Here is a 12,261-nt window from a genome sequence, read left to right on the forward strand (position 1 = left end):
CCCAAAGTGAACAGGACGGACAGGACGTGAGAGAGCAACCGTCAAAAACCGACAGGAAGTGAGAGAGCATCGGAAGGCGACGGCAAAACCGTCTCTGCGGCGGACCCTGCGGAACAGAACGCTTACCCCTCCGATTTGCCCCGTCGCCAGTAACCCATGAACGCCACTTGCTTGCGGTCGATACCAACGTCCCGCACCAGGTACCGCCGCATTTCCTTGATGACGAAGGCCTCCCCCGCGATCCACGCGTAGAACGGCAGCGCCCCGTCGGGAAGGGTGGGGTTCTTGCTGGCTTCGATGGCTGCGGCGTCCATGCGTTGCGGGGTTTCCCAGAGGATTTCCTGGTCGACATTGACGTCTTCAGGCTCGGGTCCAGCAGCGGCTTCAGTGCACTTGAGGCCAACCCAGCCCGGCACGGGAACGGCCTTTGCAACGGCTTCCTTGAGGAGTTCGCCGTGGGGACGGGAGCGTCCGATGGCTGCACCCCGGGCCAGCCAAGTGATTTCGATGTCGGCGGCGGTGCTGATGTCCTGGAAATCCCCGGCTTCGGGTACCTCGAGGAACGCGTGGCCGGTCATGTCGGCGGGCAGGCTTTCAAGGATCGCGCTGATGGCGGGGACTGCGGTTTCGTCGCCGGCCAGCAGTACACGCTGTGCAAGGCCAGGCCGCCATTCGATGCCGCCGTAGGCTCCGGCTGTGGTGCACTGGGCTGCGCGGTTGTTGGGGCCGATGATGGTGAGGGCGTCACCGGGCTTCGCCGCCTTCGCCCAGCTGGCGGCAGGGCCGCCGTGGCCGTCCTCGAAGTGCATGACGAAGTCGATGTCGATCTCCGGGTACACGGCATCAAGGCGTTCCGAACGAACGGTGTAGGTGCGCATGGCTCCCCGCACGGCAGCATCCATGGCCAGCCACTCCTGGTACCAACCGGCTTCTTCCATCTTGAATTCCGGCAGCGGGATCTGCTGGCCGGCCTCGTCCAAGGAAGGAATCATCAACTTCACACGGAGGTCCAAGGTGTCACCTGCCACGCCGAAGCCGCGCAGGGAGTAGCCACCGAACGTGATCCGACGGAAGTTCGGCCCCAGCTCCTGCACCGCGGTCACTGTGACGTCGAAGGCCAGGGTCATGGGCTCCACTGCGGTAGTCGCTGTGGCCCGTGTCGGCTGTGCACTCATGAGGCGATCTCCAGTTCGTTGGTTGAAGCGGGCTGTGCGTGGTGGCGTCCGATCGGGACGATGAGGGGCGTGCCTGAAATAGGGTCTGGAACCACGCGGGATTCCAGGCCAAAGACGTTGTAGACCAGTTCCTCCGTCACTACGTCGGGAGCAGGGCCTTCGGCCACGATGCACCCGCCCTTCATGGCAATGACGTGGTCTGCGTAGCGGGCGGCCAGGTTGAGGTCGTGGAGGACGATCGCCACGGTGGTGCCGCGGCTGCGGTTGAGGTCGGTTACGAGGTCCAGGACTTCCACCTGGTGTGCGAGGTCTAGGTAGGTGGTGGGCTCGTCCAGCAGGAGGACTTCCGTCTCCTGAGCCAAGGCCATCGCGATCCAGACGCGCTGCCGTTGACCGCCGGACAGTTCGTCGACGCTTCGCTCAGCGAGCTCCAGCGTTGCGGTGGCTTCGAGCGCGCGCTGCACCGCGGCGTCGTCACCCGCGGTCCAACTCCGGAAAAACCCTTGGTGCGGGTACCGCCCCCGGCCCACGAGGTCGCGGACTGTGATCCCATCCGGCGCAGTGGGGTGCTGCGGCAGCAGGCCAAGCGTACGGGCGAGTTCGCGGGCGGGACGGGAGTGGATGTCCTTGCCGTCGAGTGTAACGGCACCGCCGGCAGGCTTGAGCAGTCGCGACAATCCGCGCAGGAGCGTGGACTTGCCGCAGGCGTTGGCGCCCACGATCATGGTCACTTTGCCCTCCGGGATTTCGGCGGAGAGACCTTCAACAACCCTGCGCTGCTCGTATTGCAGCGTCAGGTCCTTGGCATTAAGGACGGCCATGTCAGGCTTCCTTTCGGTTCGACGTGACCAGCAGCCACAGCAGGAACGGCGCGCCCAGGGCGCCTGTGATGACGCCGACCGGGAGGACGGTTCCGTCGAGGATCAGGGGGGCAATGTTGGAGGCAAAGAAGTCTGCGGCGAGCACGATTAACGCACCGGTGAAGGCCGACGCCGGGAGGCTTGGTTTACGCACGATGCGGTGGGCAATCGGTCCCGCCAGGAAGGCGACAAACGCTACCGGACCGGCGGCGGCGGTCGCGACGGCGGCAAGTCCGACGGCGGTCAGCACCAGTCCCAGCCGCGCGGCGTCGACCTTGATGCCAAGCCCCGCAGCGGCGTCGTCGCCGAGTTCCAGGATGCGCAGCGGGCCGGCCAGGGCCATGGCGGCCGGCACCAGGACCAGCAACGATGCAGCCAGCACGGCGATGCGCTCCCAATTGGCCGAATTCAGTGAACCGTTGAGCCACACGAGCGCTTCGGCGGCCGTGCGGATGTCCGCGCGGGTCATGAGGAAGTTGACCACCGCGGTCAGTGCGGCGGCAATGGCCACACCCGCAAGAATGAGGCGGTTGCCCGCAGCGTTGCCCCGGTTTCCCCCGCCGGACCGGCCTCCCCGCGAAATCGCATAGATGATGGCCGCAACTCCGAGTGCCCCACCTAGTGCGGCCCACGAGACCACGGCTCCACCAGCGCCGAAAATCACGATTGCCGTCACGGCTGCCGCGCTGGCGCCATAGCTGATGCCGATGATGTCCGGACTCGCGAGCGGGTTGCGGAGCATGGTCTGGAAAAGTGCCCCGGACAGGCCGAATGCCACGCCGATCAGAGTGCCAACAACAGCGCGGGGCAGCTTGTGCTCCATCACGATGAAACTGGCGCCGGGGATCTTCTCGCCGCCGGTCAAGTGTGCGGTGACGATCTTGAAGAAGTCCGGGATGGTCACGGTGTAGCTGCCCAGGAGCACATACACCGCGAACATGACGACGACGGCCAGGCCCAGGAAAAGCGTCGGGCTCAGCACGCGAGATGGCAGATAATGCCGATGTTTGCGGGAATCATTGGTATTAACTGCCATCTCGGCGCGGGAATCGAGGGCGCTCACAGTCCGGCCCCCTTTCCGCGGCGGATGAGCCAGACGAAGACAGGTGCTCCAACAAGCGCCGTCATGATGCCGGCCGGAACTTCTCCGGGAAGCAGGACCACCCGGCCGATCATGTCGGCGAGAATGAGCAGGATGGGGGCAGAGATCACGGAGAATGGCAGGATCCAGCGGTAGTCCGGCCCGATCAGGGAGCGGACCGCGTGCGGAATCACCAGGCCAACAAACCCAATCGGCCCGGCCAGGGCGGTGGCTGATCCGCAGAGCAGCACGATGCCCAGCCCGGTGATGCCCCGAGCCAGCGCGACGTTCTGGCCAAGGCCCCGCGCAATGTCGTCGCCCAGAGCAAGGCTGTTAAGGCTACGCCCGCCTGCAAGGACGATCACCGCGCCGACCGCCAGGAAGGGCAGTGCCGGCAGGAGGACGGACCAGTCGCGGCCGCCGATGCTGCCTACCTGCCAGAACCGGAATCGGTCCAGGGTGTCCTGACTTGAGACCAGGATGACGTTCATGAGCGAGAACAGGCCAGCGCTCAGTGCCGCCCCCGCGAGGGCGAGCTTGACCGGCGTCGCACCGTCACGGCCCGTTGAGGCGACCGCATAGACGACGACGGCGGCAGCTGCGGCACCGAAGAAGGCGAACCAGATGTAGCCGGTCAGCGAGCTGACGCCAAAAACATAGATGCCGGTTACCACGGCGAGGGCCGCACCGGCGTTCAGGCCCAGGATGCCGGGGTCGGCCAACGGGTTCCGGGCCACGCCCTGCATCGCTGCGCCAGCCAAGCCAAGCGCAGCACCCGCGAGCAAGCCAAGCACTGTGCGGGGAATTCGGGCAATGACCACGGCGTGGTTGCCGTCTTGCGGATTGAAGTTGGTGACGGCTTCCCAAATGGTTGCCAGGGGAAGACCGCGCGCGCCGATCGCCAGGGATGCGGCGCAGGTTAATGCGAGTACGACGACGGCGACCAGCAGCCAGGCGGTGCGCTTGCCTGCTGTTCGCGCGCCGGTTCCCCCACCGGCTGCGTCGGTCCGAGGGCTGATGCCTCGCTGGCTGCCCGGCACCAAGGTGCCGGTATCCTGCCCTGCGGAAGCCGCCGTCGTCGTACTCAGTTTCATTGCAGTTACTTACCGGCTGCGGCGGCTGCGTCCGCTGCGCTCGCCAACCGCGGCAGGAACGTGTCCAGCGCCCACGGCAGGCTGATCGGCGAGGAGGCAGAGAGGGACAGCGTCAGGGTTTGGTCGGCGTCGGTAATGAAGGAGCCCTTCTTGATGGCCGGGATCTGGCCCAGGAGCGGGTCGGCCTTGATGGTTGCGGCTGTGGCGTCATCAGCGACCCAGGTTACGAAGACATCGGCTTCGAGCTCGTTGGCCTTTTCGGCAGACCACGGGACGAAGAATTCCTTCGAGTCGCCTGAGGCTTTCTCTACGACCGGGGCGAGCTTCATGCCGATTTCGGAGAGGAAGCGCGGACGGTTGTCGTTGGCGGTGTAGAAGCCGTTCGATGCAGGCTCTGCGGGATCGACGTTGCCATAGATGAAGGTTTTTCCGGCGATCTGCGGGAACTTGGATGCCTTGTCCTTGATGGTGGCCTCGGTGTCTTCAATCAGCTTCTTGGCTTCGGCCTCCTTGCCGAGGGCCTTGCCGATGATGGTGGTGCTTTCCTGCCACGGCGTTCCGTAAGCCAGCTCCGGGTAGGCCACTACGGGGGCGATCTCCGAAAGCTTCTTGTAGTCGGCTTCTTCGAGGCCGGAGTAGGCGCCGAGGATGACGTCCGGGTTGAGCTTTGCGATCTCGGTGAAGTTGATGCCATCGGCCTCGGAGAACTGGACCGGGGCCTTGTCGGTGCCGAAGCCGGCCCCGAGCTTCTCCAGCGCTGCATCCTTCCACGGGGTGGAGCTTTTGTCGTTGTTGCCCCACTCGTTCTTCGGAACGCCTACGGGCACAACGCCCAGCGCGATCGCGACGTCGTCGTTGACCCATGAGATGGTGACGACACGCTTGGGCTGTTCCTTGATGGTGGTCTCACCGAAAGCATGCTTGATGGTCACAGGGAACTGGGCGCTTACAGCTTGCTCGGACGCCGGGGTGGACGTTGTGGGGCCGGTGGAGCAGCCGGTGAGGGAAAAGGCGACGGCGGCCAGGGCGGCTGTCGCGGTGCCTGCAGTCTTCAGCAGGGCGCGGCGTGGAAGAAGGGAAGCCACGGGACTCCTTAGGGTAAGTGATGCGAACCTAAGTAAGGCTAGCCTAGCCTTCGAAGAATTACGAAACGTTTGCGTCACGTAATCCCTGCGCGGCCGGCATTGCTAAGATATCGGCAGCGGACTACCGCTTCCAAAGAGAACGACGAGGAGATGAGCGTGCGCACTGCATCAGTTGCTGCAGCCATGGTTGGCGAGGTGGCCATTTTGGCCTGCTTGGCACTTCCTCACACGTCGGCATCACTCTAGGTACAAGCACTCCAGGTAAGCACCCCAAGCACGAGGGGTTTCCTTCGCTATGCCTGCCTTCACGGATGACCGACGCTCCTTGCCACTTCGCGCCCTACTGTTTGCGCGACGTCGATCAACCCCGAAAGAAGCTTTGCCATGCAGAAAATCACTGCCCAACAAATCCGTTCATCATTCATCAATGCCAGCCGCTCCGAGGCCGCCAAGCTCAACCTTCCCCGCGATATTGAAACCATCGAATGGGACAACCTGGAGTTCCTCGGCTGGCGCGATGAGAAGATGCCGCAACGCGGTTACCTGGTGGTCTCCCACAGGGGACAGCTCACGGGAATCATGCTGCGGGCTCCTGAGGGTGGTTCGGGGAAGAAGCGCGTGGTCCTTTGTGAACTGTGCCGGGACGTTTTCTCCAAGGACGACGTCTACCTGTGGGTTGCCAAAAAGGCCGGACAGTCCGGCAAGGACGGCAACACCGTAGGGACACTGATTTGCGCCGAGTTTGGTTGCAGTTCCAACGTCCGCAAGGAACCGCCGGTCAACGAGATCAACCCGGACCCGGCCGTCGTCGTGGTTCGGCAAATCGCCGGCCTGGAGGAACGGACTGCCCAGTTCCTGGACCGGGTCCGCGGGACCTCCACCCGCTAAAGGCAACGCGGGGGCACTTATTGCCCATTAGGGTCTCCACCATGGACCATAAGTGACCCCGCGTTGCTTTATCGGAGGACAATGTCCACGGGGTTCGCCTCGGACCGCCACGCGCCAGGCTCTCCCGGGCCTGCAATGACGGGAGCGGTCAGGACGCCCGATCGATTGGTGCGCTTGTCCCGAAGGATTTCCGTGACGGAGCCGAGGTGCCGCGACAGGTCGATCACGTTTTCAGGCGCGGCGAGCAACAACTGGAATCCGAACTCGTGGAGCGCCTTGATGCCAGCACCTGCGAATTCCTCGGAGGCCAGGACGAAGGCCTCGTCCATCATCACGGTGCCGTAGGTGGTGAAGCCCTGCTCCGCGATGCCTAACTGGTAGCTCAAGGCGGCGGCCATGATGAACGCTGTGAAACGCTGGCGCTCACCACCGGACATGGACCCGGTATCGGCATGCATGAAGACTTCGGTCTTCTTCTTGCCCGCCTTGCCGGTCTTCGCCGACTTCGCGGCCACCTCCCGGTGCTCCTTGCACTGGATAAACAAGTGCCCGCGGACGTCCAACACCTCGGCACGCCAGCGGCGGTCCTCCGGGGTCTGCGATCCGAGCCTCTTCACCAAGGTTTCCAGCGACTTGTAGCGGGCGGTGAGCTCGGCGTCGTCGTCAACGTCTGAAGCCGTGGCAGCAGCGCTGCGCGACGGGCGCGTGTGCTTGGCTTTCAGCGCATTCTGGATCGCATCCTTGAACTGTTTGGCCGTGGCCGGAAGCGTTTGCTTGATGTCCAGTTCCAGGAAGCTGCCCTCGTGGAAGTTGACCTCGGAGAGGATGCCATTGAGCGGCAGGATGCGGCTTGTGATGCTGCGCCGTTCCTCGTCCAGCAGATGCAGGAGCGTACTGAAGGACTCGTGCGTGCGCTGGTTGAAGAACAACCGGAATTCGGCCTCTTGGGCCGGCAAACCGTCGCTCACGATCGCGTGGTACCGGGATTCGAAGTCCCCGGCTGCCCCGATCGACGTGCCATGGTCGGCACTGATGGCGCTACCCCAGTCGCGCACGAAGCCCTCGAAAATGCGCGTAAGCCGCTCGGCGGTCGCTTGGCTCCGCGACTCCGCTGCGTGCAACTCATCGAGCAGTTTGTTGCGAACGCTATTGGCGAGGTTGTCCAGCTCGTAGAGCTGCGTAACGTCGGCGGCGCCAGCGAAGTACGGTTCCAAAGCGGCAACGGTAGAGCCCGACGGCGGTGCTTGCTCAAGCTTCAACCTCGCCGCATCGAGCAGGCCGTCAGCCGTGGTCATCTGGTGGTCGAGGGCTTTGTACTCGCTTTGCAGCACAGCTGCGGCACCTGTGGAGGACTGGTGCTTTTCCCGAACGGCCTCAATGTTGGCGCGCAGCGGTTCAAGATCCGCCTGCGCAGCCAAGGCATCGGCAAGGCGCTGCTCGATCCGGGCCAATTCATCTGCTGCTACCGCTGCGGAAACCTGCTCCCACGGCCGTTCGTCCTCAGCCACCCGGCGCAGGGCTTCCAACTGCCGGGCCATGCCTTGGTGGGAGTCTTCACGGCTCTGGGCCAGCTCTGCGGCCTTGGCCATTTCGTTTTCCAGCTCGCCCACGCGGGCGGCCACAAGTTCCAGCTTCGACGCGTTGTCGAACCCCAGCACGTAGTCCTGACGGCTCGTGAACCGATCGTCCTTCTCCACGGCGTGCCGGTTGCGCTTGACCACGCCACCCAGGCTGAGGCCCTTGTCCATCGACGCCAACTCGTCGGGATCCTCAACGCACGGGTAGGCGAAGTCCAGCGCGATCCGCTCACGGATCCATTCCCCGGCGTCTGCATTGGCGCCCGAGGTGAGAATGCTCAACTTCGTCAAGAGGTCGCCGTCGGACACGTCTTCCACGGCCAGCGCCCCACCGGCCAGCGGCTTGGACACATCCACCGCGCGCAGCGCGCCGCGCACCGTATTGTCGTTCAGGTACCGCGTGACCGCAGCGAAGTGTTCACCCGGAACCAGCAGTGTGGTGGCCAGGTTGCGCAGGGCACGCTCGGCCGCCGGGCGCCACTGTTCCTGCCCTTCGGCGAGATCGATCAGCTCGCCGCCAAACGGCATCCGTTCCTCGGGGATGCCCGTTGCCGCCGCGATCGCGGCACGGTTTTCAATGCTCGACGGCGGCAAGAGGGACTTGCGCGACCGCAGCGAACGCAGCTCCTGCTCAGCCGCAGCCAGCTCGCGTTTCTTGGTTGCATGGCCGTCGAAGGCCTCGAAACGGAGCTCCTTTAAGGCCTCCGAATCGTCCTTCAACTCTGCCGAACGGGTAGCAGCCTGCTCATGAGCCTGGTCCCAGCCCTCGGCTGACCACTCAATGTTCAGTCCGGCGTCGGCCAGCGCCTTCTTGGCTGAGTCCTCCACTTGTTGCCGCAACTTCAAGCCCACGCGAGCGTTTTCCAGCGACTGCTCGATCGCCGATATCGCGTTGCCGCCACGGTTGTTGTAGTCCAGCTCAAGATCACGGAGCTCTTTGGCCAAGGCGTCCCGGACCGTGCGCTCAGCCGCGAGTTCCTGCGCCTTGGACTGCGCCAACTCCTTGAAACGCGCCAACGTTTTGGCGTGCACAGTCACAGCGAGCTGCTGTTTGTACGCCTCGAATTCCTCGCCGGCCAGCTCACGCAGGCGGTTCGCGTCCAGCAACGCCTGCGCGTAATCCTTGTTCAGCCCAGGGACCGGCGCCAGCTGATCGCGCTGTTGCCGGACGTCCTCCAGCCGCTGCCGAATGGACATGAGGTTGCTGAATTCCTCCACCACATCATCCGCGGCAGCCAGCGTGGCCGGTGCATCAAGCACCTGGTCCCGGAAGAATGTGTTGACGCTGCCGCCAAGTCCCTTGCCGGCCTGGATCACGCGGAGCAACGGAAGCGCCTGGTCAGAATTGATGCCCAGCAGCCGGCGGAAACGCTCAGCAAACGCCTTGTGCACATCGAACACCTGGCCGTCCGGGAAGATCGATTCCAGCGCGCCCTTGGTGAAACGCTTTTGGGCAATCCCCTCGATGGCCTCCAGGTCAAGGGGCTTGCTGTCGATCACGTAGAACCGGCCGACGCTCGACTCCGTACCGTTCTTGGGCAGGTCAAACAGCGCGGAGACCGTCACCTTCGTGCCAGCGGCGTTATCGAACGTCAGCGCGACGGCGGACCATGTGGCACCAGGGCGCTGGAAGGCACTGGCCGAGCCATCACCGACGGCCTTATCACCAACCTTGCCGCGCATGTACGTGAACGTGGTCCTCTTGTCCTCCACTGCGCCACCGGAACGCTGTGCAGCGGCCTCGTTGGAGCGTGGACGGGCATCGAACACCCGCAGCATGGCGTCGAACAACGTGGACTTGCCGACGCCGGAATTGCCCGTCAGCAGGGTACCTTTTCGGTCCACGTGCATGGTGTGCGCCCCGTGGAAGGTGCCCCAGTTGACTACCTGTACCAGAGCCAAACGCATCTGGCCCGGGTTCGTCAGCTCGCCGAGCGGAAGCATGCTTGCGATAGTCACTTCGTGGTCCCTTCAGCGTCAGTTGCGTAAGCCTGCGCGATGGATACCGGCCTCGCCCCTTCGGCGTCGTCGTCCCCACCATCAGAGTCGCCCTCGTCTGATGCGGAGTTCTCTGCGTCGATGTCCAATAACGGCTCTGTGCCCGACTCGTCAGCCGCTACTGCCACGAGGGCTTCGATTTGGGCTGGGATGTCGCCGATGTTTTCGAACGGGAGGGCCAGCGGGAGGGCGTTGCTGATCGTGTACGTGTCGTCCAGGGGGGTGGGGAGGATGAGTTGGCGGGCCAGGAGCTTGGTGATGGTGCGGGTGACGACGTCGGAGTCGCGGAGGGCATCTTGTTGGCCGGCGGGGGTGTAATTGGCCACGAGGTCCGAGATCTCTTCGCGGGTGATGGTGGGGTCGGTCTGGGCCGTGACGTGGCGGTCGAGGAGGAGGCGCAGGCGGAGCAGGACGATGGTTTCCACACGGCTCAGTGCACGCTGCTGCCGGAGGATGCTTGACCGGGAGCTGGCGCCGACGATCTCCGGGTCAACGGGACGGAGGACGGCGATCTTGCGGTCATGGTCCAACTGCAATGAGAGGAACAGCTCCGAGAGTCGGCTGCGGAGGATCAGCTGGTTGTCCAGGAGCGTGGTCCACAGTTTCTCGTCGCGGCCGCCGTCGATGTAGGGGCCTTTCAGCAACTTGACCAGCGCGTGACGGACCTTCATTGGCAGCACGCCCGTGTCGCCAGGGAAAAGGGCCGCGCCATCAACGAACGTGTCCCGCGGGGTGACCCGGAACTGATCGGAGTGGCTGACGTGAGCAGCGGTTTCGGCCGGGACTTCAGCCGCCTCAACGGTGCCGTGCTCATCGCCGGTGACTTCCGTCGTCGTGATTTCCTCAGTCATCAGAATCCTCATTCAGCGTGACGACGGGCAAGTACGCAGTGCGGATACTGCCGTCGATTTGTTCGAAGTCGATGTGTTCCCAGGCGGCCCGGTCGAACCCGGCGCCGCTGTGCAGTGCCATGGACAGCAGGGATCGGACAGTGTTGATGTGCCGTTCCTCGGCGGGTAGGTTTTCCCACGCCTCGCCCAAGGTGGCCGAACCCGCCATGGCGGCGCGGACGACGTCGGGCCTCGCTTTTCCGGTGCGGGCAGACCGCACGCGATCCGAATCGCTGAAGGCGATGGGATCTGCCAGGCGGGGTGGGGTGGCGAATTCGTCGGGGTCGAAGAGCTTGACCATGGCCAGCGACTCGAACCCTGCGTTGTACAGGACGGGTCCGCGCACCAGGCCGGGTCGGTCACGTTCGTAGGGCATGGATCGGATGGCTTGCTCGGCCTCGGCGAGGACCTTCCGCAGGCTGACCGACTGGCGGACGTCGTCGCTCTGGATGTAGGTGTTGAGGCTTTCGGAGAGCTTGCCGTAGATCCGCTGGATCTGGCTGTGCTGCGTGCGCAGTTCGGCGACGAGGTTCTTCAGTGTTTCGCGGTCCTCATGCGAGAGCTCGTCCGCGAACTGCCGGCTCAGTACCTCGCCGATGGCGGAACGGAAACGCAACTGCTGCTGAGGGTCCTCCAGGAAAGCCGTGAACGAGCGGAATGTTCGGCCCTCAGGACTCTGGCGCAGGCGCTTGTCGGCTTCCAGAACCTGGGCCATGGTGGCGCCTTTGCTGAGCGATTCCTCGATGATCTGGTTGCGGAGCTCGCCCACCAGTTCCTCGATGCGGTCACGCATTTTCTTGTAGTCAGCGGGAAGGCTGGCGGCGAGGTCAAGGATGTTGCCTGCGGCCTCAACAGCTTCTTCGTCGTCCAGGAGACCGTCGAACTGGCCGGAGCTGATGTCCTCGACGAGTTGCTGGCGCTCCTGGATTTCTTCCTCCAGCGCCTCCAAACGTGCGCTTTGGTCCGGGTTGGTCTCGTTGGCGAGCTTCTCCACATCTCCAAGCAGCGTTCCCAAGCGGGAACCGTTGAGCGTGGAACGCTCGCTGGAGAGGCTGTCCAGGAAGGCGAGCACACGGGCTGCGGCTTCGGTAACTTCGTAGACGATCTGGCCGGACTGGTTGCGGCGTGTCAGGAACTGCTTGCGGGTCCATTCATCGCCGAAGGCTTTGCCGTTCTGCTGGCCGCCCAGCCCGGGTTCCTGGCGGCGTAGCTGCTCAAGGAAGGCGTCGACGTCGGCATGGAACTCTTCGAGCGGAAGCTGCGGCCGGGTGCGGGTAAAGGAAGCCTGAAGCACCGCGATCACCCATGGAGCCGAACGTGTCAGCGCCCATGCCGGGCCCTTGGTCAATTGCTCGAGGTCGCGGAGCCTTGCACTGATGGCGTCGGCGGAGGACATGGCTGAACGGGACAACTACTCTCCTTCAGCTGCTGCGAAACCTGGCTGGCAGCGGAAACTGCCCCGTACAAGGTTAACGCAGAGCATCCCCGCCGCGTCGGGCGGGTGCTGAATGGGCCGCCGTCGAGCCTTCCAAGCACGCTCCGGAAGCGACTCGCCGCAACCATTCCGTAACATACCGCCCGGTTCGATTTCGATCCCATATCGACACGCCTGC

General features: G+C 64.1%; 9 protein-coding genes. 1 reads left to right on the forward strand and 8 read right to left on the reverse strand.

Annotated features, from left to right (window positions below):
• Positions 1-122 precede the first annotated feature (122 nt).
• The 5 genes from LDN75_RS21965 to LDN75_RS21985 are packed head-to-tail and all read right to left on the reverse strand — an operon-like array spanning position 123 to position 5,295.
• Positions 123-1,175 carry a siderophore-interacting protein gene (locus LDN75_RS21965; RefSeq protein WP_223934784.1) on the reverse strand — a complete coding sequence of 351 codons (1,053 nt, stop codon included), beginning with the start codon at positions 1,173-1,175 and terminating at the stop codon, positions 123-125.
• A complete protein-coding gene (locus tag LDN75_RS21970; protein WP_223934785.1) occupies positions 1,172-1,996 on the reverse strand; it encodes an ABC transporter ATP-binding protein in 825 nt (274 codons plus the stop codon). The genes LDN75_RS21965 and LDN75_RS21970 overlap by 4 nt, the downstream gene beginning before the upstream one ends.
• Before the next feature lies 1 nt (position 1,997).
• Positions 1,998-3,071: an iron chelate uptake ABC transporter family permease subunit gene (locus LDN75_RS21975; protein ID WP_223937665.1), complete on the reverse strand. Its 1,074-nt coding sequence runs from the start codon at positions 3,069-3,071 to the stop codon at positions 1,998-2,000.
• Positions 3,072-3,094: 23 nt separating this feature from the next.
• Complete coding sequence (locus LDN75_RS21980) at positions 3,095-4,210, reverse strand: iron chelate uptake ABC transporter family permease subunit (RefSeq protein WP_223934786.1); 1,116 nt, start codon at positions 4,208-4,210, stop codon at positions 3,095-3,097.
• A gap of 5 nt (positions 4,211-4,215) precedes the next feature.
• Complete coding sequence (locus LDN75_RS21985; RefSeq protein ID WP_223934787.1) at positions 4,216-5,295, reverse strand: iron-siderophore ABC transporter substrate-binding protein; 1,080 nt, start codon at positions 5,293-5,295, stop codon at positions 4,216-4,218.
• Between the two features lie 384 nt (positions 5,296-5,679).
• On the opposite strand from LDN75_RS21985, the gene LDN75_RS21990 reads away from it, so the two are divergent.
• The gene (locus tag LDN75_RS21990) at positions 5,680-6,183 is read left to right on the forward strand and encodes an FBP domain-containing protein (RefSeq protein WP_223934788.1); all 504 of its coding nucleotides are present in this window, start codon (positions 5,680-5,682) and stop codon (positions 6,181-6,183) included.
• 68 nt (positions 6,184-6,251) lie between these two features.
• Here LDN75_RS21990 and LDN75_RS21995 read toward each other — a convergent pair whose 3' ends face one another.
• The 3 genes from LDN75_RS21995 to LDN75_RS22005 are packed head-to-tail and all read right to left on the reverse strand — an operon-like array spanning position 6,252 to position 12,059.
• Positions 6,252-9,719: an ATP-binding protein gene (locus tag LDN75_RS21995; RefSeq protein WP_223934789.1), complete on the reverse strand. Its 3,468-nt coding sequence runs from the start codon at positions 9,717-9,719 to the stop codon at positions 6,252-6,254.
• Positions 9,716-10,609, reverse strand: a complete 894-nt coding sequence (locus LDN75_RS22000; RefSeq protein WP_223934790.1) for a DUF4194 domain-containing protein — start codon at positions 10,607-10,609, stop codon at positions 9,716-9,718. Before LDN75_RS22000 ends, LDN75_RS21995 begins: the two co-directional genes overlap by 4 nt.
• Positions 10,602-12,059, reverse strand: a complete 1,458-nt coding sequence (locus tag LDN75_RS22005; protein ID WP_223934791.1) for a DUF3375 family protein — start codon at positions 12,057-12,059, stop codon at positions 10,602-10,604. Before LDN75_RS22005 ends, LDN75_RS22000 begins: the two co-directional genes overlap by 8 nt.
• Positions 12,060-12,261 lie beyond the last annotated feature (202 nt).

The sequence above is a fragment of the Arthrobacter sp. StoSoilB5 genome (assembly GCF_019977235.1).
Taxonomy (GTDB): domain Bacteria; phylum Actinomycetota; class Actinomycetes; order Actinomycetales; family Micrococcaceae; genus Arthrobacter.